The organism is Solirubrobacter ginsenosidimutans, from assembly GCF_027587205.1.
In genome coordinates this window covers 1-26,694 of the sequence record NZ_JAPDOD010000076.1, presented here as the reverse complement: position 1 = coordinate 26,694, position 26,694 = coordinate 1, and the positions used below count along the sequence as shown (strand labels likewise).

Annotated in this window: 26 protein-coding genes; 18 read left to right on the top strand and 8 right to left on the bottom strand. The window is 71.0% G+C overall.

What is annotated here, in order from left to right; genetic code table 11:
* The first annotated feature begins 69 nt into the window (after positions 1-69).
* Positions 70-1,794 carry a dihydroxy-acid dehydratase gene (ilvD, locus tag OM076_RS41310; RefSeq protein WP_270046054.1) on the top strand — a complete coding sequence of 575 codons (1,725 nt, stop codon included), beginning with the start codon at positions 70-72 and terminating at the stop codon, positions 1,792-1,794.
* A gap of 67 nt (positions 1,795-1,861) precedes the next feature.
* On the opposite strand, the gene OM076_RS41305 is transcribed toward ilvD, so the two are convergent.
* Positions 1,862-2,800 (bottom strand): alpha/beta fold hydrolase, encoded by a 939-nt coding sequence (locus tag OM076_RS41305; protein ID WP_270046053.1) that lies wholly within the window; start codon positions 2,798-2,800, stop codon positions 1,862-1,864.
* Between the two features lie 21 nt (positions 2,801-2,821).
* On the opposite strand from OM076_RS41305, the gene OM076_RS41300 reads away from it, so the two are divergent.
* The 4 genes from OM076_RS41300 (at position 2,822) to OM076_RS41285 (ending at position 6,368) form a co-directional block, all read left to right on the top strand.
* Positions 2,822-3,364 carry a 5' nucleotidase, NT5C type gene (locus OM076_RS41300; RefSeq protein WP_270046052.1) on the top strand — a complete coding sequence of 181 codons (543 nt, stop codon included), beginning with the start codon at positions 2,822-2,824 and terminating at the stop codon, positions 3,362-3,364.
* Positions 3,361-4,218, top strand: a complete 858-nt coding sequence (locus OM076_RS41295) for a lysophospholipid acyltransferase family protein (protein ID WP_270046051.1) — start codon at positions 3,361-3,363, stop codon at positions 4,216-4,218. The genes OM076_RS41300 and OM076_RS41295 overlap by 4 nt, the downstream gene beginning before the upstream one ends.
* Positions 4,215-5,264 carry an NAD-dependent epimerase/dehydratase family protein gene (locus OM076_RS41290; protein ID WP_270046050.1) on the top strand — a complete coding sequence of 350 codons (1,050 nt, stop codon included), beginning with the start codon at positions 4,215-4,217 and terminating at the stop codon, positions 5,262-5,264. The genes OM076_RS41295 and OM076_RS41290 overlap by 4 nt, the downstream gene beginning before the upstream one ends.
* Positions 5,265-5,327: 63 nt before the next feature.
* Entirely contained in the window at positions 5,328-6,368 is a 1,041-nt protein-coding gene (locus OM076_RS41285) for a L,D-transpeptidase family protein (RefSeq protein ID WP_270046049.1), read from the top strand.
* Between the two features lie 4 nt (positions 6,369-6,372).
* Here OM076_RS41285 and OM076_RS41280 read toward each other — a convergent pair whose 3' ends face one another.
* Together OM076_RS41280 and OM076_RS41275 are read right to left on the bottom strand one after the other, a co-directional pair.
* Entirely contained in the window at positions 6,373-7,599 is a 1,227-nt protein-coding gene (locus OM076_RS41280; protein WP_270046048.1) for a hypothetical protein, read from the bottom strand.
* Between the two features lie 71 nt (positions 7,600-7,670).
* Positions 7,671-7,988, bottom strand: coding sequence for a hypothetical protein (locus OM076_RS41275; RefSeq protein WP_270046047.1), 318 nt, complete (start codon positions 7,986-7,988; stop codon positions 7,671-7,673).
* On the opposite strand from OM076_RS41275, the gene OM076_RS41270 reads away from it, so the two are divergent.
* From OM076_RS41270 to OM076_RS41250, 5 genes are all read left to right on the top strand, one after another.
* A complete protein-coding gene (locus tag OM076_RS41270) occupies positions 7,972-8,904 on the top strand; it encodes a tyrosine recombinase XerC (RefSeq protein WP_270046046.1) in 933 nt (310 codons plus the stop codon). The genes OM076_RS41275 and OM076_RS41270 overlap by 17 nt on opposite strands.
* Entirely contained in the window at positions 8,879-9,703 is an 825-nt protein-coding gene (whiG, locus tag OM076_RS41265; protein WP_270046045.1) for an RNA polymerase sigma factor WhiG, read from the top strand. The genes OM076_RS41270 and whiG overlap by 26 nt, the downstream gene beginning before the upstream one ends.
* Before the next feature lie 74 nt (positions 9,704-9,777).
* Positions 9,778-11,841 (top strand): elongation factor G, encoded by a 2,064-nt coding sequence (gene fusA, locus OM076_RS41260; RefSeq protein ID WP_270046044.1) that lies wholly within the window; start codon positions 9,778-9,780, stop codon positions 11,839-11,841.
* Positions 11,842-11,891: 50 nt separating this feature from the next.
* Complete coding sequence (locus tag OM076_RS41255) at positions 11,892-12,581, top strand: hypothetical protein (protein WP_270046043.1); 690 nt, start codon at positions 11,892-11,894, stop codon at positions 12,579-12,581.
* 40 nt (positions 12,582-12,621) lie between these two features.
* Entirely contained in the window at positions 12,622-12,837 is a 216-nt protein-coding gene (locus tag OM076_RS41250; RefSeq protein ID WP_270046042.1) for a hypothetical protein, read from the top strand.
* Between the two features lie 56 nt (positions 12,838-12,893).
* Here the strand turns inward: OM076_RS41250 and OM076_RS41245 are convergent, their stop codons facing one another.
* Positions 12,894-14,096, bottom strand: coding sequence for a response regulator (locus tag OM076_RS41245; RefSeq protein WP_270046041.1), 1,203 nt, complete (start codon positions 14,094-14,096; stop codon positions 12,894-12,896).
* A gap of 125 nt (positions 14,097-14,221) precedes the next feature.
* On the opposite strand from OM076_RS41245, the gene OM076_RS41240 reads away from it, so the two are divergent.
* From OM076_RS41240 to OM076_RS41225, 4 genes are read left to right on the top strand one after another with little or no spacing between them, the layout of a single operon-like run.
* Entirely contained in the window at positions 14,222-17,281 is a 3,060-nt protein-coding gene (locus OM076_RS41240; RefSeq protein WP_270046040.1) for a hybrid sensor histidine kinase/response regulator, read from the top strand.
* Positions 17,281-19,941 (top strand): diguanylate cyclase domain-containing protein, encoded by a 2,661-nt coding sequence (locus OM076_RS41235; protein ID WP_270046039.1) that lies wholly within the window; start codon positions 17,281-17,283, stop codon positions 19,939-19,941. The genes OM076_RS41240 and OM076_RS41235 overlap by 1 nt, the downstream gene beginning before the upstream one ends.
* A 55-nt stretch (positions 19,942-19,996) precedes the next feature.
* Positions 19,997-20,509, top strand: coding sequence for a TrmH family RNA methyltransferase (locus OM076_RS41230; protein WP_270046038.1), 513 nt, complete (start codon positions 19,997-19,999; stop codon positions 20,507-20,509).
* Positions 20,510-20,518: 9 nt separating this feature from the next.
* Positions 20,519-20,989, top strand: coding sequence for a nuclear transport factor 2 family protein (locus OM076_RS41225; protein ID WP_270046037.1), 471 nt, complete (start codon positions 20,519-20,521; stop codon positions 20,987-20,989).
* Here OM076_RS41225 and OM076_RS41220 read toward each other — a convergent pair.
* From OM076_RS41220 to OM076_RS41210, 3 genes are all read right to left on the bottom strand, one after another.
* On the bottom strand, positions 20,976-21,578 hold the full coding sequence (locus OM076_RS41220; RefSeq protein ID WP_270046036.1) for a hypothetical protein: 603 nt from the start codon (positions 21,576-21,578) through the stop codon (positions 20,976-20,978). The genes OM076_RS41225 and OM076_RS41220 overlap by 14 nt on opposite strands.
* 129 nt (positions 21,579-21,707) lie before the next feature.
* A complete protein-coding gene (locus OM076_RS41215; protein ID WP_270046035.1) occupies positions 21,708-22,634 on the bottom strand; it encodes an ornithine cyclodeaminase family protein in 927 nt (308 codons plus the stop codon).
* A complete protein-coding gene (locus tag OM076_RS41210; RefSeq protein ID WP_270046034.1) occupies positions 22,616-22,843 on the bottom strand; it encodes a hypothetical protein in 228 nt (75 codons plus the stop codon). Before OM076_RS41210 ends, OM076_RS41215 begins: the two co-directional genes overlap by 19 nt.
* Positions 22,844-22,925: 82 nt before the next feature.
* On the opposite strand from OM076_RS41210, the gene OM076_RS41205 reads away from it, so the two are divergent.
* Positions 22,926-23,813 (top strand): LysR family transcriptional regulator, encoded by an 888-nt coding sequence (locus OM076_RS41205; protein ID WP_270046033.1) that lies wholly within the window; start codon positions 22,926-22,928, stop codon positions 23,811-23,813.
* On the opposite strand, the gene yczE is transcribed toward OM076_RS41205, so the two are convergent.
* On the bottom strand, positions 23,785-24,378 hold the full coding sequence (yczE, locus tag OM076_RS41200; protein ID WP_270046032.1) for a membrane protein YczE: 594 nt from the start codon (positions 24,376-24,378) through the stop codon (positions 23,785-23,787). The two genes, OM076_RS41205 and yczE, sit on opposite strands and share 29 nt — an antisense overlap.
* A gap of 65 nt (positions 24,379-24,443) precedes the next feature.
* Between yczE and yczR the strand changes: the two genes are divergently transcribed.
* From yczR to OM076_RS41185, 3 genes are all read left to right on the top strand, one after another.
* A complete protein-coding gene (yczR, locus tag OM076_RS41195; RefSeq protein ID WP_270046031.1) occupies positions 24,444-25,886 on the top strand; it encodes a MocR-like transcription factor YczR in 1,443 nt (480 codons plus the stop codon).
* A 101-nt stretch (positions 25,887-25,987) separates the two neighbouring features.
* Positions 25,988-26,470: an RNA polymerase sigma factor gene (locus OM076_RS41190; RefSeq protein ID WP_270046030.1), complete on the top strand. Its 483-nt coding sequence runs from the start codon at positions 25,988-25,990 to the stop codon at positions 26,468-26,470.
* Positions 26,467-26,694: hypothetical protein (locus OM076_RS41185; RefSeq protein ID WP_270046029.1), on the top strand; the 228-nt coding region annotated here is incomplete at its 3' end. The genes OM076_RS41190 and OM076_RS41185, both read left to right, overlap by 4 nt.

The window sequence follows — 26,694 nt, the reverse complement described above, 5'->3', positions numbered from 1 at the left end:
ACCGCGCGGTCCGGCGCACGCCGCTGCGGCGCGCCGAGGGCGCCACGCCACGCCGCGTAAACTCGGACCATGTCCGCTGCCGGGAACGGTCACTTCGACCTCAAGCATCGCTCACGCGCTCTCACCGAAGGACGCGACCGCGCGGCCGCGCGGGCGTACCTGAAGGGCATCGGTTACGACGACGAGGCGCTGTCGAAGCCGATCATCGGCATCGCCAACACGTGGATCGAGACGATGCCGTGCAACTTTCACCTGCGCGCGCTCGCGAAGCACGTCAAGGACGGCATCAAGGCCGCCGGCGGCACGCCGATGGAGTTCAACACGGTCGCGATCTCCGACGGCATCACGATGGGCACGTCCGGGATGAAGACGAGCCTCGTCTCCCGCGAAGTCGTCGCCGACAGCATCGAGCTGGTCACGCTCGGCCACTTCTTCGACGGCGTCATCGCGCTCTGCGCGTGTGACAAGACGATCCCCGGCACCGTGATGGCGCTCGCGCGCCTCGACGTGCCCGGCGTGATGCTCTACGGCGGCAGCATTCCGCCCGGCCACTACCAGGGTCGCGACATCACGATCATGGACGTCTTCGAGGCCGTGGGAGCCAACGCGGCGGGCAAGATCACCGATCAGGAACTGGCCGACATCGAGGCCGCGGCGAGCCCCGGCGCGGGCGCCTGCGGCGGCCAGTACACGGCCAACACGATGGCGATGGCGTTCGAGATGATGGGCATCAGCCCGATCGGCCCGTCACTCGTCCCCGCCCAGGACGTCACGAAGTCCCAGGTCGCCTACGCGGCCGGCGAGCTGATCATGGATGTCCTCAGGCGAGGCCAGAAGCCGAGCGACCTGATCACCAAGGAGTCGCTCGAGAACGCGATCCTCGCCGTGGCGGCCTCCGGCGGGTCGACCAACGGCGTGCTCCACCTCCTCGCGGTCGCCCGCGAGGCCGGCGTCCCGCTCGACATCGACGACTTCGACCGCATCGCGGAGTCCACGCCGAGCCTCTGCGACCTCAAGCCGGGCGGGCGCTTCGTCGCCACCGACCTGCACGCCGCGGGCGGCACGGCGGTGCTCGCGAGCCGGCTCAAGGAGCTCGGCCTCCTGAACGAGAACGCGCCCACCGTGACCGGCAAGAGCATCGGCCAGCACGCCGACGAGGCCGACGAAGCGGAGGGCCAGGAGGTCATCCGCCCGCTCGACAACCCGATCAAGAAGACCGGCGGCATCGCGATCCTGCGCGGCAACCTCGCCCCCGAGGGCAGCGTCGTCAAGCTCTCCGGCCACGAGCGCCGTCACCACAGCGGCCCCGCTCGCGTGTTCGAGGGCGAAGAAGCGACGATGGCGGCCGTCACGAGCGGCCAGATCAACCCCGGCGACGTCGTCGTGATCCGCAACGAAGGCCCCGCCGGCGGCCCCGGCATGCGCGAGATGCTCGCCGTCACCGCGGCGATCGTGGGGGAGGGGCTGGGCGACACGGTCGCCCTGATCACCGACGGCCGCTTCTCCGGCGCCACCCGCGGCTTCATGGTCGGCCACGTCGCCCCCGAAGCGGTCCACCGCGGCCCGATCGCGGCCGTCCGCGAGGGCGACACCGTGACGATCGACGTCGACAACCGCCGCATCGACATCGACATCTCAGACGACGAGATCCAGCAGCGCCTCGCCGACTACGAGCCGCCCGCGCCCACCGTCACGCGCGGCGTCCTCGCGAAGTACGCCGCCCAGGTGAGCAGCGCCTCCGAAGGCGCGATCACGACGCCGCCCGCACCGATCCGCACGCCCGTCGCGAGCTGACGGGGGCGCGTCGCGCCCGCGTGATCAGAAAGTAAGCCACAGGCGTACTTTCTGATCACTGACGGCGCTACTCGGCGATGAAGTCCGCGAGCAGCGCGTTGAAGCGCGACGGCCGTTCGAGCATCGCGAGGTGGCCCGTGTCGTCGAAGATCTCGAGGCGGGCGTTGTCCCCGATCAACCTTTGGAACTCGTACGCGTCCTCGACCGGGATGAGGATGTCGTTGCGCCCCCAGACGATCTGGGTCGGCACCTCGATCTCGGGCAGCCGGTCGCGGAAGGAGTAGCCGAGGACCGCATCCAGGCCGCCCACGAAGCCGGGCGTCCCCGCACCCACGACGAGCTCGGACGCGAGCGGCACCGAGAGCCGCTCCGGGTAGCGGATGACGAGCTGCAGCGCCGCCCGCCGCAGCCGCGGGCGGTTGACGACCGGGAGCTGCTTCACGCCCACCCGCGCGGTGCTCACCGCCATCAGCCGTCCGATGGCCAAGATCGGCTCGCGCCACATGTTCTCCGCCGAGATCCCCGCGGCGGAGATCAGCACCAGCTTGCGCACCCGCGTCGGGAACGCCAGAGCGAGCTCGGCGCCGATGAACCCGCCCATGGAGTTGCCGATCACGACGGGGTCGGTGATCTCCAGGCGCTCGCAGAGCGCGTCGATCACCCGCGCCAATCCCTGGATCGAGATGCGCCCCGCCGGCATCTCCGAGCCGCCGAACCCGGGCAGGTCCGGCGCGATGACGCGATGGGTGCCCATGAACGCGGGCAGGTTGAGCAGCCAGTTCTGCCACAGCCCGCCCAGGCCGTGGAGGAAGAGCAGGGGAGGGCCGGGGCCGCCGCTGTCGACCACGTTGACGCCGCGGCCGAGGACCATCTCGGTGTGGGTCAGCGACGGCCAGTCGATGGTCGTCCAGGTCGAGTCGTCGCCGTCCGCGTAGGTCGGGTCAGGCTTGGCGCGCACGAACGCGTTGGCGGGGAGTGCACGTACCTGCCCGAGGAACCCCGACACGCCGCTACCGTACCAGCGGCCGTGCGCCTTGCGATCGACATCGACTCGACGCTACATCCCTACTGGGATCAGCTCGCGGAGATCGCGCAGCGCCGCTTCAACGTCGATCTGCCGTACGAGACCCAGTTCACGTGGGCGATCGACCGGCTGGACGCCGAGCAGCTGAAAGCCTGCGTCCGGGAGACGCACAGCCCCGAGCACGTGCTCAAAGCCGAGCCCTACCCGGGGGCCGTCGAGACGATCCAGCGCTGGCACGACCAGGGCCACTTCATCCACATCACCAGCCACCGGGCCGTCGACGCGCACCCGCACACGCGCGAGTGGCTGGAGAAGATCGGGCTCCCGCACGACGAGCTGTATTGCTCGGATGACAAGCTCACCCGCTGCGTCGAGATCGGGATCGACGTGCTGATCGACGACGCGCCCGGCACGCTCACCAAGGCGCGCGAGGCCGGGATCGTCGCCGCGACGCTCGAGCATCCGTGGAACCGGGACCTGGAAGATGTGATCATCGCCAAGGATTGGGCAGGACTGGCACGACGCCTCCAGCCCGTCCTGCGATGACGCCCGACCCGCCCCAACTTCCCGCTCCGCCCGAACACCGCGCCTATCTGCCCGCGGTGGAGCCCGAGCGGCAGATCACCGATTGGGGCCGCTCCGAGCGCGTCGAAGGCGCGCTCGACAAGACGCTCTACGAGTTCCTCTACCACTACTGGTTCCGCGTGAGCGTCGAAGGGATCGAGCACGTCCCGGCCGCCGGCGGCGCCCTGTTGGTCTCAAACCACGCCGGCGCGCTGCCGCCGGACGCGGCGATGATCGCCAAGGCGATCAAGACCGAGCACCCGCGCCCCCGGCCGCTGCACCTCACCGTCGAGCACTTCTTCAAGGGCTATCCGGGCCTGAGCATGCTGGTCCAGAAGCTCGGCGGCGTCCCCGCCCACCCGGCGAACGTGCACCGCCTGCTCGACGACGAGGAACAGCTCGTGCTCGTCTTCCCCGAGGGGCGCAAGGGCACCGAGAAGCTCTACAAGGACCGCTATCGCCTCCGAAGGTTCGGCCGCGGCGGCTTCGTCGAGTCCGCGATGCGCGCGCGAGCGCCGATCGTCCCCGTCGCGGTCGTCGGCGCCGAAGAGGCGATGCCGGTCTTCGGCCAGATCCGGCCGCTGCAGAAGCTGACCGGCCTCATCTACTTCCCGATCACGCCGACCTTCCCGTGGCTCGGCCTGCTCGGCGGCGTCGCCTACCTGCCGGCCAAGTTCTCCATCCGCTTCCTGGAGCCGATCCCGACCGACCAGTGGGGCGACGCGCCGTGGGACGACAAGGGCCTCGTACAGACGGTCGCCGAAGAGGTCCGGGCGTGCATCCAGGAGGAGCTCTACGACATGCTCGCCAATCGCAAGTCGGTGTGGCTCGGGTGAAGCGCCGCATCCTGATCACCGGCGTGGACACCTACTGGGGCGGCCGGCTGGCCCAGGAGCTCGAGAAGGACGCCGAGAACGAGGCGATCATCGCCGTCAGCCCCGAGCACCCGTCCTGCGCGCTGCTGCGCTCGGAGTACGTCCGCGTCGGGACGCAGCACGCGCTGCTGCGGCGGATCGTCCACGCCGCGCGGATCGACACCGTCGTCGACACCCGTCTGATCGTCGACTCCACGACCGCGCCGCGACGAGTCGTCCACGAGATGAACGTGCTCGGCACGATGAACGTCCTCGCGGCCTGCGGCGGGCCGGACTCGCCGGTCACCAAGGTCGTCTTCAAGTCCAGCGCGCACTACTACGGCTGCGAGCGCGACGACCCGGGCTTCTTCACCGAGGAGATGCACCGCCCGTATCCGCCGCGCGCGCCGATCGAGGCGGACATCGTCGAGGCCGAGGACGCGGTGCAGGAGTTCGCCGCGCGCAACGCCAAGGTCACCGTGACCACGCTGCGCTTCTGCGACGGCCTCGGGCCGGACCTCAAGACCGCCCACACGGCGCTGCTGAGTCTGCCGGCAGTCCCCGGGATCCTCGGCTTCGACCCGCGCTACCAGTTCATCCACGAGGACGACATCGTCGGCGCGCTGCACCACGTCGTCGTCAACGACGCGCCCGGGATCCACAACGTCGCGCCTGACGGGGTGCTCTCGTTGAGCGAGATCGCCGGTCTGCTCGGCAAGCCGTTCGCGCCGCTGCTGCCGCCGTGGGGCACCGGGCTGGCGACCGGGCTTACCAATCGGATCGGTCTCCACATCCCCGCCGAGGTCCGCCAGCAGCTGCGCTACGGGCGCGGCCTGGACAACCGCCGGATCAAGCGCTCGGGCTACCGCTTCGACCTGACGACGAGGGAAGCCGTGCAGGCGTTTGCAGCGGCTCTGCGCCTGAAACCATTCAGAGAGAGCGCCAACGCGCCATATCGATACGAGCGCGAAGTGGAGGAATTCCTCCGCTGGTCACCGAGTGTTCATAGAGAAGAGCCGCATGAGTGAGGCGAGACACGCGTTGCAGGACTTCCGGGTCCGCCGTCGATACGCCTACCATCTGCCCACCAAATGCGTACCCGTCTCATCGTTCTCGCTGCCTTCGTGGCGTTTCTCGGCATCGGCGGCGTGGCCGGTGCGTATTTCTATGACGACTCCAAGAAGGACCTGATCGCCGAGGGCGTGAAGGTCAATGGAGTGCCGATCGGGGGTATGAGGCGGGCGGAGGCGGAGAAGAAGCTCTCCGCGACGCTGCTCGCTCCGCTCGATCGCCCCGTGAAGGTCACCTACAGGGACCGGACCTTCACGCTGTCGCAGAAGGCCGCGGCGATCGGGATCGACATCCGCGGCTCGGTGGACAAGGCGCTCAAGCGCTCGCAGGAGGGCAGCATGTTCTCCCGCAGCTGGCGCAACCTGCGCAACCAGTCGCTCAATACTGAACTGGCGGCCAACGTGTCCTACAACAAGCCGTCGATCGACAAGCTCGTCAAGCGGGTGCGCAAGTCGCTGGAGAGCAAGCCCGTCGACGCGAAGGTCGATCTCAGCAAGGGCTTCATCGACGAGCACGGATCGAAGACCGGCCTGCGCGTGAAGTACAACACGCTCGCCAAGGAGGTCGAGACGACGCTGCTCGACCCCGGCAACACGGAGACGGTCAAGATCAAGACGACCGTCGTACAGCCGAAGGTCTCGACCGAGTCGCTGGCCAAGAAGTACCCCGCGGTCCTGATCGTCGATCGCGACAGCTTCAGGCTGACGCTCTACAAGAACCTCAAGAAGGCCAAGACGTACGGGATCGCGGTCGGCCAGGTCGGCCTCGACACGCCCGCCGGCCTCTACACGATCCAGAACAAGGCCGTCAATCCGGCCTGGCACGTGCCGAACTCCGCATGGGCGGGGGATCTGGCGGGCAAGGTGATCCCAGGCGATGATCCCACGAACCCGATCAAGGCCCGCTGGATGGGGATCTACGACGGTGTCGGCGTGCACGGCACGTCCGACGACGCATCGATCGGCTCGCGCGCCTCACACGGCTGCATCCGCATGCATGTGCCGGACGTCGAGGAGCTCTACGACCAGGTCCCGGTCGGGGCGCCGATCTACATCGCCTGACCCGTCAGCACGCGGCCGGCTTCGTCGCGCCCGGGACGAGGCACGCCGTCTTCAGCGACGGCCGCGCGTTGGCGCGCACGCGAAGGGTCTTGACGGCGCCGATCGCGCCCGGCTTGGTCACCGTCACGGTGATGACGGTGCCGACTTTCAGGCGCGCCTTGGCAATCAGCTTGCGCAACGAGACGCGCCCGGAGCCCTTGCGCACGACGAGCGAAGCGCGGGCGCACTTCGGCCGGCACACTGCCTTGATCGAAGCGCCGGGCGGCACGCCCTCGACATTGAGGCTCGAGAAGGTCGTTCGCTTCGCTCCTGCCTTGAAGAAGAACGCCAGCGTAACGGTGACGCGTTCCGATGCGGCCGCGCTAGGAGCGGGTGCGGGTGCCGGGAGCGGCGTGGGTGTCGGCTCGGGCGTTGGCTCCGAGCATGCCGCGGCGTCCCCGACCGGCAGGACGCCCGACCACATGACCGGGACCGTCGCGGCAGTGCTCTGGCTACCGGCTTTGAGCAGGCAGTTGAGGATCGCCGGCGAGGCGATCGGGTGCAGCGTCACACCGTCGTAGACGTAGCTGGTCCCGGTGCCGACCGGTCGGACGACGCGGCCCGCGGGGAACCCGGAGGCCGGATGGGCCGCCACGAAGCCGGCGGCCATCGTCGCCGCACGGTAGAGGCCGGCGACGTCGAAGGCGGCGCGATCAGCGGCCGACAGCGGCAGCGACGCCCCGAACCACGCGACGTACTCTTGGGCTCCGCCCTCATTGAATCGCGTGCCATCGGGCAACGTGCACTCGACGGAGGCGCCGGACTCCGGCAGCGCCCAGGCCCAGAAGGACGGCACGACGGCTGGCGAAGGCTGCCCGCCGCGGTAGAGCAAACAGGTCGAGTTCGCGTTCGAGTTGATCGGCCGCAGGCGGGTGCCGTCGTAGAGGAAGTGCGCGGGATAGCCGACGACCCGGACGACCTTCTGCGCCGGGAAATGACTCGCGGGATGGCTGCCCACGTACCCGACCGGCACCGTTGCGAGGCTGCCGTTGCCCTCAGAGTCGTAGGCGACCGCGTCACCGTACGAGATCGGGAGGGCCGCGCCGAAGTACTCGATGTACTGCGCGAACGAGCCCTGCTCCGACAGACGGGAGCCGTCGGGCAACGCCTGCGCGTCGGACGCCCCGGCGGCGAGCGCCGCGCCCGCGATCAGGGTTCGGGCAATCGCTCGACGCAGTGCGACCATGTGCATCGGGCGACCCTACGCGCTAGGTGCAGTGGTGGCAACGACCAGAACGGTGAGGCCTGGCAGCGTCCGGTCGGTCAGGCTTCTTCGGCTGTCCAGATGGACTTCGAGACCCCGGCCTCGCCGCCGTCGATGTCCTCTGGCGGCACTTCCTGCCACCCCTGCTGCAGCAGGAAGGCATGGTGGTCGGAGTGGCGAATGACCAACGTGCCGATGAACACGCCGCGCGTCTGCAACCGCATCACCGCGTACCACAGGGTGCTCGCGTCGCGGTCCCCGCGCACCGGGTGCCATGGCCGCGGCGGCAGGTCGGTTGACGGCATGACGCCTCGTGCGACCAGCTGGTTCCGGGTGGCGATCTGACCCGTGGACGTGTCGATGAAGAAGGCGCTCACGCCCACCCAGGGTACGGCGGCGGTCTCCGAGCCTTGGCGGGAGGCCCTGCGGACCTTCGACGCGGACCTCCAGCGCCGCGGCTCGGCCGAGCGCACCCGTAAGGCCTACGGGACCGACGCCGCAGAGCTCGCGTCGTGGGCGACGGCCAACGGTCTGCTTCCGGACCAGGTCGACTACAAGGTCCTGCGCCGGTGGGCGGCGCGGCTGAGCCAGCGCGGCGCGGCGCCGCGGACGATGGCGCGCAAGCTGGCCTCGATCCGCAGCCTGTTCCGCTCGCTGCTCGAGCACGGCGTCGTGGCCAGCAACCCCGCCGACCTGATCCCGGCGCCCAAGCTGCCGCAGACGCTGCCGAAAACCCTGAAACCGGACGACGTCGCCCGCCTGCTCGAGAAGATCCCCGCCTCGACCCCGCTCGAGCAGCGCGATCGCGCCCTGTTCGAGCTCGCCTACTCGAGCGGTCTGCGCGCCGAGGAGCTGGTGGATCTCGATGTCACCAGCATCAACTTCGACCAAGAACAGGTACGCGTCGAGGGAAAGGGTGCTAAGACCAGGTTCGTGCCCACTGGTGAGCCCGCGCTGCGCAGCATCGCGACCTATCTCGAACGCGCCCGCCCGGCATTGACCGGTGGGGAGCCCGAGACCGCGCTGTTCGTGTCCAAGAGCGGCAGGCGGCTCTCGACGAGCGACGTTCGCCGGCGCCTGCGCGTGTGGGCGCGCCACGCCAGCACACAGACCGGCGTGCACCCGCACGCCCTCCGTCATTCCTTCGCCACCCATCTGCTGGAGGGTGGTGCCGACCTGAGAGCCATTCAGGAGATGCTGGGTCACGCGAGTATCTCGACGACCCAGGTCTACACTCGGGTAGAGTCCGCCCGGCTTCGGGCGGCGTATGCCAAGAGCCACCCGCGGGCGTGAAAAAGAGGCCGCTCTGGAGACCAACGTCAAAGCGATCGAGCTGAAGGACCTGTGGCGTCGGTATAAGACCGACGGCAGCGATAAGGCCCGCGAACAGCTCGTCGTCGCCTACTCACCACTTGTGAAGTACGTCGCTGGGCGCATGTCGTCCGGACTGCCGGCGCACGTGGAAGAGGCCGATCTCATCTCCTATGGCCTGCTCGGCCTGATCAACGCGATCGAGCGCTTCGATCTCACTCGCGAGATCAAGTTCGAGACGTACGCGATCACGCGCATCAAGGGCGCGATCATCGACGAGCTGCGCGCCCTCGACTGGGTGCCGCGGTCCGTTCGCGCCCGTGCCCGGGAGATCGAGAAGGCCCACGCCAAGCTCGAGCACCAGCTGCACCGCACGCCCACGGACGACGAGATGGCCCGTGAGCTGAAGATCTCGACGACCGAGTTCCAAGACGCGCTGGTCAAGATCTCGACCTCCACGGTCGTCGCACTCGACGAGCTGTGGGCGGTGTCGGACTCCTCCGGCGACGCCGTCAGCCTGCTCGACACGCTCCAGGACCCCGACGCCCCGGACCCCGAGCAACTGCTCGCCCAGTCCGAGGTCAAGGACCGCCTGGCGGACGCGATCGCCGCGCTGCCCGAGCGCGAGAAGCTCGTGATCGCGCTCTACTACTACGAGAACCTGACGCTCCGAGAGATCGGCGAGGTCCTCGGCGTGACCGAATCGCGCATCTCTCAGCTGCACACGAAGGCGGTCCTGCGCCTGAAGTCGCGGCTGCAGGGCGACAATCTTCGCGACTAAGAGCACAATCTCGCGGCGCTGGCGGTAGCGTTCACTTCTCGGACATATCTCCGAGGGAGAGAGGAGCACCAGGCATGCCGCACGCCGCAGACAGGATCCGCAACGTGGCCCTAGTGGGCCACCGGGGGAGCGGGAAGACGTCGTTGCACGAGGCCTTGATGTTCGAGGCCGGTGCGACGACGAGGCTCGGCTCGGTGGCTGACGGAACGACGGTCTCGGACTCCGACGACGACGAGAAGGCGCGTGGCATGTCCATCTCCGCGTCGCTCGCCTCGTTCGAGTGGCGCGACACGAAGGTCAACCTGATCGACACCCCCGGGGAGCCGAGCTTCATCGCCGACGCCCTGGGCGCCCTGCGCGTGTGCGAGTCCGCGATCTTCGTGGTCAACGGCGTGATGGGCGTCGAGATCTCCACGCGGCGGCTCTGGGAGCGCGCGGAGGAGCTCGGCGTGGCGCGGTTGGTCTACGTGAACATGCTCGATCGCGAGCGGGCTGACTTCTTCCGGACGCTCGATTCGCTCAAGGACGCCTTCGGGCAGCACGTCGTCGCCACCGAGATCCCGATCGGCGCCGAGCACGAGCTCAGCGGCCTGATCGACCTCGTGGACATGAAGGCCTACGCCTACGACGAGAGCGGCAGTTGCACCGAGATCCCGATCCCGGACGCGCTCGCCGACACCGCACAGGAGTACCGCGAGAAGCTGATGGACGAGGTCGCCGAGAACTCCGAGGCGCTGATGGAGCGCTATCTGGAGGGCGAGGAGATCTCGCACGAGGAGATCGTCACCGCGCTCGAGGACGGCACCGACCACGGCCACATCTTCCCGGTGACCTGCGGCGTGGCGACGACCCGCCTGGGCGCGAACCGGCTCCTGGACGCGATCGTCGACGATCTCCCGTCCCCGGCCCAGCACGAACGCGTCCAGGTCGAAGAGGGCTTCCACCTCGAGCCCGACCCCGAGGGCGAGATGTTCGCCTACGTCTTCAAGACCCGCGCGGACCCGTTTGCCGGCCGGATCAACCTCTTCCGCGTCTATCAGGGCACGATGACGCACGACACGCAGGTGATGAACACCCGCACGCATCACAAGGAGCGCGTGGGCCAGCTGCTGGTGCCGCGCGGCAAGGAGGTCAGCCACGCCGACGCCTTCGGCCCGGGAGACATCGGCGCGGTCGCCAAGCTCAAGGAGACCCACGCCGGCGACTGGCTGGCGGCGCGCGACCAGCCGATCCACATGCCGCGCATCAAGCTCCCCGCCCCGGTCATGGCCTTTGCCATGGAGCCCAAGAACAAGGGCGACGAGGACAAGGTCCACACCGCCCTGCGGCGCCTGCAGGAAGAGGACCCGACGATCGACCTGCACCGCGACGAGCAGACCGGCGAGCAGATCGTCGCCGGGCTGAGCCAGATCCACGTCGAGGTGATCGTCGACCGGATGAAGAGCCGCTTCGGCGCCGAGGTCACGCTCAAGCCGCCGCGGGTGCCCTACCAGGAGACGATCCGCGGCTCGGCGAAGGCCCACGGGCGCCACAAGAAGCAGACCGGCGGCCGCGGCCAGTTCGGCGATTGCCACATCGAGATCGAGCCACTGGCCAGCGGCGAGTTCGAGTTCGTCAACGCCATCAAGGGCGGCGTGATCCCCAACGGGTTCATCCCCGCCGTCGAGAAGGGCGTGCTCGAGGCGATGCAGCAGGGCGCCGTGGCCGGCTATCCGGTCAAGGGCGTGCGCGTAAAGCTCTTCGACGGCTCCTTCCACACCGTCGACAGCTCGGAGATGGCCTTCAAGCTCGCCGGCTCGCTGGCGATGCGCCAGGCGCTCGAGCAGGCGGGCGCGGTGCTGCTGGAGCCGATCATGCTCGTCACCTGCTCGGTGCCCGACGATTCGGTCGGTGACGTGATGGGCGACCTGAGCTCCCGCCGCGGGCGCCCGCTGGGCACCGAGGCGGTCGGCGGCATGACCGACGTCAAGGCCGAGGTGCCGATGAGCGAGATGCTCGCCTACGCGCCCGACCTGCGCTCGATGACCAGCGGCCAGGGCGAGTACACGCTCGAGTTCCTGCGCTACGAGGAGATCCCGAGCCACCTGGCGCAGAAGGTCGCCGACAAGGCCAAGGAAGAAGCGGAAGCCGTCGCATAGAGACCTGCGGGGGCGAGGACGGCCCGACGCTATCCTCGCCCTCCCAAGTCATGGCTCGTACCAGGGACATCAGGACCAATCAGCTGGACATCGCGTGCGACGTCTGCGGGCGAACACTGCTGCGCGGCGAGCACGCGGAGCACTTCCTCGCCGGCGGGGAGCGCCGAATGGTCTGCGATCTCTGCACGGCCCGCGCGCAGCACGAGGGCTGGATCCGCGAGTCGGGCGCCGACGACCTCGAGATGCGCCACCCGCGCCACGAGCGCCGGCCGTTCATGGAGCGCCTGCGGGCGAATCGCCGTGACCGTGCCCGCGAGACGCAACACGACGACGTCGAGGTGTCCGAGCCGGTGACGCCGCTGCCGGAGCCGATGCTGCCGCCGCGCCGCGAGTCGCGCAGCCACATTCGCGCCGTGCCGACGAATGCGGAGCTCAAGATGCAGCGCGCAATCGACGTCTTCAACGCATCCGATCACACCCGCACGGTCGGCGGGGTCGCCCGTTCGCTCGGCGCCCCGGGGGTCTGCGTGCGTCCGCGCCCGGAGCGTCCGGCGGTGGTTTCGATCACCGTGATGTGGGAGCTCTCGTGGTACCGCTTCGAGGTCGACCTGTCCGACGAGGCGGGCGGCGTGCGCCGCGACGCGCAGGGCGACGAGCTGTCGGAGCTCATCCCGGAGGAGCAGGTCGTCAACGCCGCGGCCGACGAACGCGGCGCGCTGCACCTCGGAGTCAACACATGACCGATCTCTTTCCACCGGTCAACGGGCTAGGATCGCGCTCGTGATCTATTGCGTCGTACCGGAGCCGTTGGCCGACGAGCTCTACCCCAAACTCGCTGACTATTACGAAGACGATCCGAACGTGACCGTCATCGTCGACCGCCGCAAGAAGGAACGCAGGCTGCCGGGCTCCACGGGCGGCGGCCAGCGCGAGATTCGCGACCGCCGGCGCATGCGCATCACGGGGGACTTTCCCCCCTTCGCCAGCGTCGAGTAGTCATTAAAGGCGGACATCCCCTCCGCCCCACCCCGATCATCCGACCTTAAGTCGGTTCACCATCGGACGGACGAGCGGATCACGCGGAGGATCTCGTCGTCCGGCGAGCCCTTCGTGAGGAAGCCCACCGCGCCCGCGCGCATCATGTCGTACTGCGTGCTCTGTGAGTCGTCGGCGCTGATCGCCACGATCCGGACCTCGGGCAGCCCTTCGCGGATCTGAACCGCCGCGCGCGCACCGCCGCCGCCCGGCATGTCGACGTCGAGCAGCACGACGTCCGGCCGCCGCCGCAGCGCGAGCTCGACCGCCTGTCCGGCGTCCGCCGCCTCGCCCACGACCTCGAAGCCGGGCTCGCGCTTGAGGATCGCGCCGAGCATCAGCCGTGAGACGGGGTCGTCGTCGGCGACGATCAGCCGCAGCGCCTGCCCGGCGCTCACCGACTGCGAGTCCTCGACGCCGCCGGTCTGTTCCGATCGCGCGCGGGCGGCCTCGGCCAGGTCGAGCAGCGCCGCGGGCTCGGGCGTCGCTCCCGCGGTCGTGACGATCCCGACGCTGACCGCGGTCTCGTGGGGCACCGCGCTCTCGACCGCGCGCCGCAGCCGCGCGGCGGCGAGGTTGGCGGTGTCCAGCGCCTGCTCGGGCAGCAGCACGACGAACTGCTTGGTCCCCGACCGGTACACCGCGTCGCCGGAGCGGATCTCCGTCACCAGCGCTCGCCCGGCGCGCGCGAGCACGTCGTTGGTCGGGGGCTCGACGCCCACCATCGCCACGCAGTACGCGTGCCCGTAGCGCACCACCCGCGCGCACAGCGCCGCGAGATCCTCATCCAGGCGCGAGCGCGAGCCGGCGCTCGTGAGCGTGTCGACGCGCGCGTCGGCATCCAAGCGGCGGTGCATCGCCGTGATCCGCTCGGCCGCGATCAGCCCACGCTCGATCTCGGCCGCGTCAGGGGGCTTTGAGAGCACGTCGTCGGCGCCGAGCTGCACCGCCTCGCGCGAGGCGCTCTCGTCCGCGCGGCCCGTCAAAACCATGATGTACGTGTAGTTGGCCTCGGTCGAGCGGATCCGGGCGGCGAGCTCGCTCCCGCTCATGCCCGGCATCTCCCAGTCGGTGATGAGGACCTCGGGCCGGAACATCTCGAAGGCGTTGAACGCCTCGGCGCCGTCGGCGGCCTGCAGCGCGCGGTGCCCAAGGCGCTCGACGGTCGCGGCGACCGTGAGTCTCGTGCCCGGCTCGTCGTCCACGATCAGGATCTTCATAGGGGTCCGGGGTCCGTGTCCTGACGCGCGAGGCGGCAGCTCGATTGCAGCCCGGGCCCGTTCCGGCCGATGGATGGTACTGAGCGATGTTCCCTCGGTTCGCGACAGCCTCCCTTCGTACCCGCATGCACGGGCTTGGCGTGCCGATCATCGTCGCCCTGAGCCTGATCGGCGTCGTCGTCGCGGGCATGTCGGCGACGATGGTGGTCACCGTCCGCTCGCTCGACGCAACCTCCAAATCGCAGCGCGCGACGAGCCAGATGACGCAGGAGTCGCTGCGGCTGGAGCGGCTCGTCGTCGACCTCGAGACCGGCGTGCGCGGCTACATGCTCACCGACGATCCGCGCTTCCTGGAGCCCTACCGCGCCGGTCGCCTCCAGCTCGCGACCAGCCTCGTTCGTCTGCACGCGCTCGCGCCCCCGGCGCTGGAGCCGCGGATCGCGCGGATCGACCGCAACCTCGGCACCTACATCAACGACTACACCGAACCGCTGATCCGCGATCACAGCGGCGACGTGCTCGCCGCCACGACCGAGGGCAAGACGCGCCTGGATGCGCTGCGCAAGCAGTTCGCCGCGCTCAGCAGCACCCAGTCGGTGATCACGGTCCAGCGCCGCGCCCATTCGCAGGCGCTGCGGAAGCGGATGCTCATCCTCGCCTCCGGCGGAGCGTTGGTCTGCACCCTGTTGCTGATCGCCCTCGGCATCGGCCTGCGCCGCATGGTGCTGCTGCCGGTGCGGCGCGTCGCCCACGCCGCCGAGCATGTCGCGTTCGGCCGGCTCGACACCCGGGTGCCGGCCAACGGCTTCGGCGAGATCGGCCAGCTCGGCGCCACGTTCAACACGATGGCGGCGGCGCTCGCGGAGCGCGAGGGCGATCTCAGCGTGCAGACCGATCGCCTGCAATCGATCCTGGATTACACGACCACGACGATCTCGGTCAAGGACCGCGACGGCCGCTACCTGCTCGTCAACGACGAATGGCGCCGCGCGATGGGCCAGGTCGGGGTCGAGGTCTTCGGTCGCACCGACGACGAGCTGTTCGCGCCGGAGATCGCCGCGGCCATCCGCGTCACCGACCTCGACATCCTGCGCAGCGGCGAGGCGGCCGAGTTCGAGCGCGACGCCGCGACAGAGGGGCGCGCGTTCCAGCTCGTCAAGTTCCCGCTCAAGGACGCCGGCGGTCACGTCTACGCCACCGGCACGATGGGCACCGACGTCAGCGAGCGCAAGCGCGCCCTCGCCGAGGCCGTCGAGGCATCGCGCTCGAAGTCCGAGTTCCTGGCCAACATGAGCCACGAGATCCGCACGCCGCTCAACGGTGTGATCGGCATGACCGAGCTGCTGCTCGGCTCCGACCTGAGCCCGCAGCAGCGCGACTACGCGCTCACCGCCGCCAGCTCCAGCGAGGCGCTCCTGGACGTCATCAACGACATCCTCGACTTCTCCAAGATCGAGGCCGGGAAGCTCGAGCTCGATCATCACGACTTCGATCTTCGCGAGGCGGTCGAAGACACCTGCGAGATGCTCGCGCCGCAGGCCCACGGCAAGAACCTCGAGCTGATGGCCTGGATCGACGCCGACGTCGCGACGGTCGTCAACGGCGACCGCGGCCGGCTGCGCCAGGTGCTCACGAACCTGCTCTCCAACGCCGTCAAGTTCACGGAGGCGGGCGAGGTCACGGTCCGCGTGCGCAACGAGGACGCCGCGGTGCGCTTCGACGTCACCGACTCCGGCATCGGCATCAGCCGCAAGGCCATCGAGCGCCTGTTCGACTCCTTCGCCCAGGCCGACACGTCGACCACCCGCCGCTACGGCGGCACCGGCCTCGGCCTGACGATCTCACGCCAGCTCGTCGAGCTGATGGGCGGCGAGATCAGCGTCGTCTCCACGCCGGGCGCGGGCAGCACGTTCTCCTTCACCGTGCAGCTGGGCGAGCCGTCGTCGCCGCATGTCGCCCGGCGGACGCGGTCTGCCCTGCCCGAGGCCCTGCACGTCCTCGTCGTCGACGACAACGCGACCAACCGCGACATCGTCGAGGCCTATCTCGAGGCGCCCGGCGTCACCTGCGCGACGGCGGCCGGCGCCACCGAGGCACTGACCGCCATGCACGCCGCGGCGCGCAACGGCGAGCCGTTCGAGCTCGTCATCCTCGACGGGCAGATGCCGGAGATGGACGGCATCGAGCTCGCCCAGGCGATCTCGCTGGCGCCGTCGCTGCGCAGCACACGCCTGCTGATGCTCACCTCGACGACCGAGCGCCGCCTGGCCGCACGCGACGCGGGCATCCACCACTACCTGCAGAAGCCCGTCCGCCGTGCGCGCCTGCTCGAGACGGTCGCCGAGGCCATGGGCACGCTGGGCGCGCCCGGCCCCGTGCTGCCCGCGCCCGCCCACGGCGCCGGGAAGCCCACGAGCTCCTCGGACGCGATCCTGGTCGTCGAGGACAACGCCGTCAACCAGCGCGTGATCGAGGCGATGCTCGGCAAGCGCGGCTACGAGGTCGAGATCGCCGTCAACGGCCGCGAGGCGCTGACGATGCTGACCGTGCGCCACTACGCGCTCGTCTTCATGGACTGCCAGATGCCGGAGATGGACGGCTACGCCGCCACTGCCGCCATCCGGAGCCGCGAGAGCGATAAGACCCGGCTGCCGATCGTCGCCATGACCGCCCACGCGATGACGGGCGATCGTGAGCGCTGCCTGGCGGTCGGCATGGACGACTACCTGTCCAAGCCGCTGCGCCCGGAGGAGCTCGACGCCGTGCTGGCGCGCTGGCTCGGCACGCCCGGCGGCGCCCCCGAACCGACGCCGTCGCGCTCGGTCGGGCCGGCCCCCGCCGGTGACCCCTTCGAGGCGCTCCTCGACGACGCCCGCATGCGGATCTTCCGCGTCGACTACCCGGAGATCATCGACCAGCTGATCGAGCTGTTCGTGGACAGCACGCCGCCGCTGCTCGGCGAGCTGCGCGCGGGCGCCGAGAGCGGCGACTCCGAGGCCGTGCGGCGTGCCGCCCACCGGCTCAAGGGCTCCTGCCAGAACATCGGCGCCGGCTTCATGGCCAAGCTCGCCGCCGACATCGAGCACTCGAGCACCGCCTCACCCGCCGCCCTGGACGGGCTGCAGCGCGTGTTCGAGGACACGCGCGACGCGCTGCGCTCGGCGCTGCTGGACGGGGATGTGTGATGGAGGTCGTGCTGCTGCTCCTCGCCGCCGTGGCGATCCTCACGGCGGCGCTCGCGCATCGCGCCGCCGCCCGCGCCCGGGTCTCGGAGCATCGCTACCGGATGCTCGCCGCGCAGTGGCCCGACACGGCGATCGGCCTCGTCGATCGCGACCTGCGCTTCACGCTCTTCGAGGGCGACGCGCTCTCGCCCCACTGGTCCCCGACCGAGGTCATCGGGCGCAAGCTCGCCGACGTCATCCCCCAGGACCGCATCGAGGAGCTGCGACCGTGCGTCGAGGCCGCCTTGGCGGGTGAGTCGCAGACGCTGGAATGGGCCAGCGTGCGCTCGGTCACGATCTACCGGATCGACTGCGTGCCGTACCGCGAGACCGACGGCGCGGTCACCCACGCGATGCTCGCGATCCGCGACATCGGCGAGGAGAAGCGCCTGCAGCACTCGCTCGAAGAGCAGCGCGGGTTCCTCTCCGCCGTGCTCAAGCAGCTCGGCGAGCGGGTCATCGTCGCCGACGCCGAGGGCACGATCGTCGACTTCGGCGGCCGCCACACCGCGGGCAAGCTCGACCTGCACCCGCTCGAATGGGCCGAGGCGTTCGGGCTCAAGCACCCCGACGGCGAGCCGTTCGGGCCGCACGAGGCGCCGCTGCTGCGCGCGCTGCGCGGCGAGGAGGTGCGCGACGTCGAGATGCGGGTCGACACCCCGGTCGGCACGCTGGCGCTGCTCGCCAGCGGCGGCCCGATCACGACCCCGGAAGGACGCAAGCTCGGCGCCGTCGTCGTCAACGCGGACCTCACCGCGTTCCGCGACGCCGAGGGCCGCCTGCGGCGCAGCGAGGAGCGCCACCGCCGCGTCGTCGAGAGCATGGTCGACTGCGTCTTCGAGACCGACGGACAGGGCCGCTGGACACATCTCTCGGAGAACTGGACGGCTGCGACGGGGCACAGCGTCGAGGCGACGCTCGGGCTTCCGTGCTGGGACTTCGTCCATCCGGAGGACCGCACCGCCCACGCCCACGCCTTCGCGCCGATGCTGGCCGGCGAGCGCGCCGACGCGCGGCTGCGGCATCGCTTCATCACCACCAGCGGGGCCGAGCGGTGGGCCGAGGTCCAGGTGCGCGCCATCAGCGGCTGGGACGGCCTGCCGACCGGGTTCGTGGGCGTCATGCGCGACGTCACCGACACGCAGCGCGCGCTCCAGCACGGGGCCGCGGAAAGCGCGGTCATGCGGCTGCTCTCGAGCGCCGACGGGCTCGCGGACATGGGTCAGGGCCTGCTCGAGGCGCTGGGCGTCGAGCTGGGCTGGGACGGCGCCGAGCTGTGGCAGATGGCGGGCGACGAGCGCCTGCGCCGCACCGCCGACTGGACCGCCGCGGGCGTCCGGCTCGATCGCTTCATGGCCGCCGGTGCCCGCTCCGGCTACGAGGTGGGCGACGGCCTCCCGGGCCAGGCGTGGATGTCGCGCGTGCCGCAGTGGAAGGCCGAGATCGCCGACCCCGCCCGCGCGGACGAGAGCATCGGCGATGGGATCCGCTCGGCCGCCGCGCTGCCCTTGCGCACGGCGGGCGTGCCGGTGGGCGTCGTGATCCTGGTCTCGCGCACGCCGCGCGAGCCCGAGCCCGGCCTCGTCCGCCTGCTCGAGGCGATCGGCGGCCACGTCACCCAGTTCCTGCAGCGGCGCGAGGCCGAGGGCCGCGCCGCGGAGCAGGCCGCCGACCTGAAGAAGCTGTCCGCGATCGCGCACGAGCTGGCCGGCCAGTCCGACCACTACGGGGCGCGGATGACGCTGACCCGCGCCGTGCGCGACGTCGCCTCGGCCTCCTCGGTGATGCTGTGGGAACCCACGGGCTCGAACGAGGAGCTCGAGGTGACGGCCTCGATCGGCGCCGCGCTGCGCGGCATGACCGCGTCGCTGGCCGTGAAGTCGGGGCTCGGGGACGCGTTCCACACCGGCGACCTGGGCTTCGCCGCCGACGTCCTCACCGACCCGCGCGTGAAGTTCCGCTGGAACGAGCGGACCGGTGCGCAGTCCGGCGCCTGGGTGCCGATCGTCCAGGACGAGCGCACCGTCGGCGTCATGGCCGTGAGCTGGAACACGCCGCGCCGCGAGCTCTCCGACCGCGAGGAAGGGCTGCTGCAGCTGCTCGCCTCCGAGGCCGCGATCACGATCCAGCGCACCGACCTGCTCGTCCAGCTGCAGGCGACCGCGCGCACCGACGCGCTCACCGGCCTCCCCAACCGCCGCGTGTGGGACGAGGATCTCGAGCGCGAGATCGCCCGTGCCCGCCGCCACGGCGGGAACCTCTGCCTGGCGATGCTCGACCTCGACCGCTTCAAGGCCTTCAACGACCACCACGGCCACCAGGCCGGGGACCAGCTGCTGGCGGCCACCGCGATCGCCTGGCGCCCCGCCCTGCGGGCCACCGACACGCTCGCGCGCTACGGCGGCGAGGAGTTCGCGGTGCTGCTCCCGCACTCCGACGAGGAGGGCGCGATGACGGTCATCGAACGGCTCCTGGAGGTCGTTCCGCTCGGCCAGACCGCGTCCGCCGGCGTGGCCGTGTGGGATGGCGGCGAGGACGCCATGCAGCTGCTCGCGCGCGCCGACGCCGCGCTGTATGAGGCCAAGCACGCCGGCCGCAACCGCGCCCTGCTGGCCGCCTAGCCCGTCTATCCTCGACGGCGATGATCCACACGGAAAGGGCATACGCCCCGGCGCGTTGAGCGCCGCTTCAGACCGGCGGGAGCTCCGGCTCGCCCGCCGCACCGGCAGCCATCGCTGCTCGGACCACCTCGTCGTCGCCCCGCTGTGGGTGGCGTACAACGTCAATCTCGGGACCCTGCTCCGCACCTGCGACGCGGTCGGCGCCTGCATGGCGGTCCCGGCCTCGCCGCACTACCTCGAGGCGCTCGCGCGTGGGGACACGCTCGTGCGCCGCCCTTGCATCCACTGGCTCGACTGCGAGCGGGAGCGGTGGGTCGAGGCGCAGCGGGCGCTCGGGTGGCGGATCGTGGCCGTCGAGCTCGCGGAGCGATCTGTCTCGTTGCCGCGGTTGGAGGTCGCCCGCGAGCCGACGATCGTCCTCCTCGGCCACGAGTCCAGTGGCATCCCCGAGGAGATGGTCGACGCCGCCGACACGTGCGTGGAGATACCGATGTTGGGCGTCGGGCGAAGTCTCAACGTCGCCGTCGCCGGCAGCCTCGTCCTCTACCGGCTCGCCGGGCTGGCGTAGGCTGGCGTCATGAGCGCAGAAGTGGTGGAGCGGTTCTATGCCGCGTTCGACCGTCGCGACGGGGAGGCGATGGCGGCCGCGTACGCGCCGGATGGCCATTTCCGCGACCCCGTCTTCGGCGACCTCACCGGGGCCGAGGCGGGGGCGATGTGGCGCATGCTCACCCGCACCGCGCGCGACCTCAAGGTCGAGCTGGCCGAGCACGACGAGCACGCGGCGCACTGGATCGCGACCTACACGTTCTCCGCCACCGGTCGCCCGGTGGTCAACGACGTACGGGCGAAGCTCGTCATCCAGGACGGGCTGATCGTCGACCACGTGGACTCGTTCAGCTTCTGGAAGTGGTCGCGCCAGGCGCTCGGCACGCAGGGTCTGCTGCTCGGCTGGACGCCGTTCCTGCGCCGCAAGGTCGGCGGGACGGCCAAGGCGGGGCTGGACAAGTTCATCGCCAAGGAAAGCCGTCGAGCTAGCGCAACCTGACCTTCTGCTCGGCGCCTGCGCCGGACAGGGTGAGCTCGACCGTCCGCACTCGCTTTAGGCGGGTGCGGGCGGCGGCGAGGAAGCGAACGCGCACGGTCGTCGCTCCAGTGGCGCGGGCGACGGTTCGCTGGAGGTGCAGGCGCTTCGCCGTCTTGGCGGCGAGCTTGCCCGTGATCGTGACGCGGCCGGGCGCGCCGACGCGCACCGTCAGGCCCTTGCGGAGCGCGCTCGCGAGCGTGGGAAGGCGATCAGACGGCCGTTGGGGGAGACGGACGGCGACCACGGCCCGGTCAGCCCGAACGGGGTTGCCCGGGCGGATCGAGAACGGGAACGGGTCGCCGATCGGGTGACCGGCGCGGTCGAGGCGGGCGACCCGCGTGGCCTCGTCCATCGCCACGATCGTGCCGTCGTCGGCCTGTGAAGGCCACGCGTAGCCGCCGGCGTGGGTCACCTGGACTTTGCGGGACCCGTCGGGAGCGGCAAGCCACAGGTCGTCGCCCTTGACGTACAGGATGCTGCTCGCGTGTGCGGACGGGGCGAGTCCGAGGAGCGCGAGCAGGAGAGCAGGAAGAGCGATGGGGAGGCGCATGCGCCCCTTGTCGCGGCCGGCGTCCGCGACGGTTCGGCGAACCGATCGAGCGACCCTGCGCGGCATCGCCACGATCCGCTCCGAGAAGGTCAGCGTGCGCGCCCGCAGCCGCGCGGGATTCGACGGGCCTTACAGCTCGACGAGCGTGCCACGACCGCCCGCGGAGGCGTAGACCAGTTCCGCGGCGACGATGTCCTCGACGACGTGGCCCATGGCCTTGTAGACGGTGATCTCCCGCTCGTCCGTGCGGCCGGGCGCGCGGCCGAGCAGGACCTCGCCGAGCTCGGTGGCGGCGCGCGGGTCCAGGCCCTGCAGCTCGGCGCAGCCGACGGGCGTCGGCTCGAACGCCTCGCGCGTCTCGACGAAGAGCCTCGCGCGCGTGAGCTCGCGAGGAAGCTCTCCGTCCGGCGGGCGGTAGCCGACCGAGCTGACGTGGGTGCCGGGGGCGATCCAGCCCGGATCGATCACCGGCTGCGCGGCGTGGGTGGCGAGCGCGACGACGTCGGCGCCGTGCACCGCGGCCTCGGGGTCGTCGACGACGTGGGCGCGGGGGTGCAGCGCGGCGACGCGCTCGGCGTCGGCGCGGTAGAGCGAGCAGACGCGGATCTCGTCGAAGTCGCGGACGAGCGGGAAGACGCGCAGGTGATGCTCGCCCTGCACGCCGGCGCCGATGATCGTGAGCGTGCGGGCGTCCCGGCGTGCCAGCAGATCGGTGGCGACCGCGGCCGCGGCGCTCGTCCGGATCGCGGTGATGTACGTGCCGTCCATGAACGCGCGGCAGGCGCCGGTGCGCGCGTCATAGAGGCCGATCGTCGCCAGGTGGCTCGGGTCGTGGGACTCGAAGACGGTCACGACCTTCACGGTCATCACGCCGTCGCGCAGCCGGCCGGGCATCCCGAGCAGGAACGCCTCGTCGGGCATCGTCAGCTCGTTGCGGCCCGGCGCCGTGACCTCGCCGGCGGTCAGTGCGGTGAAGCCGTCGCGCAGGGCGGCGAGCAGCGCGTGGAGGTCGAGCAACTCCTCGACCTCCGCGCGGTTCAGTACGAGTAGTTCCACGTGCGCAGCAGGGCGACGAGCTGGGCGGTGTGGCAGAACGGGTCGGCGACGACGCGGCCGTCGTCGACCGACAGCGCGGCGCGAAGCTCGCCGTTGACGCGGCCGAGCAGGACGTCGCCGTGCAGCGGTTCGGCGGAGTCGAGGGCGGCGAGCCGCTGAAGTTCCTGCTGGTCGCTGAGTGTCGCGGGATGGAGGGCGATGGCGGGCATGGGGCCGAAGGTACGGCCTCGATCGCGACGGAGAAAGACGCGATCCGCACGCATTGCGACGCGGCGCGTCATGATCCGTTCTGTGGCTGAACTGCGCCACCTGCGCTACTTCGTCGCCGTCGCGGAGGAGCTGAGCTTCTCGCGCGCCGCCGATCGCCTGCACATGGCGGCGTCGCCGGTGAGCCAGGCGATCCGGCAGCTGGAGGCGGAGCTGGGCGTCGACCTGTTCGTGCGCACCACCCGCCACGTCGAGCTGACCGCGGCGGGGCGGCGGCTGCTCGCCGACGGCGTGGCGGCGCTGCAGGCCGTCGACGGCGCGTTCGCCAACGCGGCGCTGGCGGGGCGTGGCGTGCTCGGGACCCTCCGGGTGGGCAGCTCGCCCGCCGCTCGCCACGAGGTCCGCCCCGCCCTGCTGTCGCGGCTGCGCGAGGCGCATCCGGGCATCGCGGTCGACGCGTCGGAGGCGACCACCGGCAACCTCTGCCGCGAGCTGCTCAGCCACCGGCTCGACGTCGCCCTCGGGTTCTGCACCGAGCCGGTGCCCGGTCTGGCGCGGCGCGTGCTGCTGCACGAGCGGATGCACCTGTTCATGCGTCGCACGCACCGCTTCGCGGGCGAGTCGCAGCTCGAGCTCACAGCGCTGCGCGGCGATCGCTTCGTCGTGCCGGCGGAGGAGCTCAACGCCGGCTTCAACCGGCGCCTGCGCCGGCTCTGCCGCGAGCACGGCTTCGAGCCGGTCACGGTCGTCGCGCCCGCGGTCTGGGAGGACGAGGAATGGCCGCCGGGCGCCGATCTCGTGACGCTCGCCACCGAGCGCGTGGCCCGCAACGCCGCGCCGCACATCCACACGGCGCTGCTGGTGCCCGAGCTGTACCTGCCGCTCGAGGTCGTCTGGCGCGAGGACGACGACTCGCCGATCCTGCAGCGGTTCCTCGAGGTCGCTACGCCAGCGCCGGAACCGGCTCCTTGATCGTGAACGCGGGCAGCATCAGCTGCAGCAGCGGGCCGATCGAGAGCGCGTAGACGACGGTGCCGAGGCCGACCGTGCCGCCGAGGAGGAAGCCGACGCTCAGGACGCCGACCTCGATGCTCGTGCGGATGACGCCCACGCTCTTGCCGGTCCGGCGCACGAGCCCGGTCATCAGGCCGTCGCGCGGGCCCGGGCCGAGCCCGGCGCCGATGTAGGCCGCGCCCGCGACGGCGTTGAGGAAGACGCCGGCGGCGAGCAGCGTGAGCTGGTAGCCGAGGCCGTGCACGTCGCCGACCACCGACAGTGCGATGTCGACCACGATGCCGATCACGAACACGTTGCTGACCGTCCCGATACCCGGCATCTGCCGCAGCGGGACCCAGGCGAGCAGGACCAGCGCGCCGGTGATGATCACGATCGTGCCGAACGAGAGGCCCGTCTTGTCCGAGACGCCCTGGTGGAAGACGTCCCACGGATCGAGGCCGAGGCCGGCGCGGATCTGCAGTGCCATGCTCACGCCGTAGAGGGTCAGGCCGGCGTAGAGCTGCAGGAGGCGTCGGGTCATGCTGCGCAGTGTGGCGGTGATTGGCATTGAAATCCATAGCCAATTCTGAGAAAGTGGCCTGGTAGATGCTTCCAGATCGAGGATTGAGCGGGCCGCACCTCGCGCGGCTGCTGGGATCGTGGCGGTCTTCAGGGCCGGCGTACCTCGCGCTGGCGCGCGCGGTACGGCTGCTCGTGCTCGACGGTCGCCTGCCGCTGCGCACGCGCCTCCCGGGCGAGCGCGAGTTGGCCGAAGCGCTGGGCGTGAGCCGCACGACCGCGACCGCCGCGTACGCCGCCTTGCGCGACGAGGGGTTCCTGGCCTCGCGCCGCGGTTCAGGGAGTTGGACGCGACTGCCGGCCGATGTCGGTGTCGCGGCGGACGTCGCGCCGTACGCGGAGGACGTCATCGACCTCAGCTGCGCCGCGTGCGCCGCGCCGGAAGGTGCGCTGCACGCCGCGCTGGTCGCCGCGTCCGCCGAGCTTCCCCGCCACTTGCCCGGACCGGGTTACGACGCGGCCGGCCTCCCGACGCTGCGGGCGGCGATCGCGGGACATCTGACCGGGCGCGGCTTGCCGACGTCCCCCGAGCAGGTGCTGGTCACCGCGGGCGCGCTGCACGCGTTCACGCTGCTCTTGCGCGTGCTCGCCGGACCGGGGGACCGCGTGGTCACCGAGCACCCGACCTACCCGGCGGCGCTGGACGCGGTGCGCGCGATGGGCGCGCGGCCCGTGCCGGTGTCGATGCTTCCGGGCGGGTGGGACCTCGACATGCTCGAGGCGACGATGCGCCAGGCCGCGCCGCGCCTCGTCTACGTGATTCCGGACCACCAGAACCCGACCGGCCTGACGATGCCGGTCGGCGACCGCGAGCGGATCGTGGCGCTCGCCCGCGCGTCGCGCACGCCGCTGATCGTCGACGAGACGATCGCCGGGCTGCATCTCGACGGCGGCACCCCGCCGCCGCCGGTGGCGACGTTCGACCCCGACGGCGAGACCGCGATCACCGTCGGCTCGATGAGCAAGACCTTCTGGGCGGGAATGCGGATCGGCTGGATCCGCGCGAACCCCGCGCTCGTGCGCCGCCTGGCCGCGGCCCGCGCCGCACTGGACATCTGCAGCCCGGTGCTCGAGCAGTTGGTGGCGGTCTCGCTGCTGGCCGAGGCCGACGACGTCCTCGTGCGCCAGCGTGCCGGCGCCCGCTCGCGGCGGGACGCGTTCCTGGCCGCGCTGTCCGTGCACCTGCCCGAGTGGCGGATCGACCCGCCGGCGGGCGGGCTCTCGTTGTGGGCGGAGCTCGACGCGCCGCGCAGCACCGCGCTGGCCGCGGTCGCCGATCGGTTCGGCCTGCGGCTCGCCGCCGGCCCGCGCTTCGGGGTCGACGGCGCCTTCGAACGCTACGTGCGCCTCCCGTTCAGCCTGCCGGAACCGGTGCTCGAGGACGCGGCCTTACGGCTGGCGGTCGCGTGGCGCGCGGTGAGCGAGTCGGCGCCGGTGTCCGCCGAACCGCCGGCCGCACTCGTCGTCTGAGCGCGCGCAACGAACGTCAAGTTATCCGTGTAGAGCCCGATCAAGTTGACACTCGTCGTGCGGGAACTCGCGGAGGCCCTCGCGCGTTACAGCGGGTGACGATGGACTTCCACGCGCTCTTCGACGCGCAGTACGCGCCGGTGTATCGGTATCTCGCCCACCGGCTCGGCGACCGCGCGGCGGCGGAGGACCTCGCGGCCGAGACCTTCCTGCGCGCGTACGCCGCCCGTTCCGGCTTCGTCGACGGCAGCCCGCGCGCGTGGCTGTTCACGATCGCGACCAACCTGCTGCGCGACCACACCCGCGGTGCCGGCCGGCGGCAGGCCGCGCTGGCCGAGTGGGCGGGGCACCCCGCGACCGTCGCGGAGCCGGAGTTCGAGCTGCCGGACCCGCACCTCGCCGTCGCGCTCGCGGCGTTGCGTGCCGAGGAGCGCGAGGCACTGCTGCTGTTCGCGTGGGCGGACCTGACCTACGAGGAGATCGCGGTCGTCACCGGCGTCGCGATCGGCACCGTCCGCTCCCGCCTCGCCCGCGCCCGCGCACACCTCACGGCCGAACTCGCCCCGGAGAGGAGCCCGAAATGACCGTCGACGAACGCCTCCGCGCGGCCCACGCCCGCATCCCGGACCCCGACGAGGACAGGATCGCCCGCGCCCGCGCGGCGTTGACCGCGGCGATGGCATTGCAGGAGGGCGACGACGCCGCCGCCGCGCGGCGGCCGGGCGAGCCGGGGCACGGCGACGCCGACCCGCGGCGCGCCCGCCGCTCCGAGCGCGCCCGGTCGGGGCACGCCGACCCGCGGCTTGCC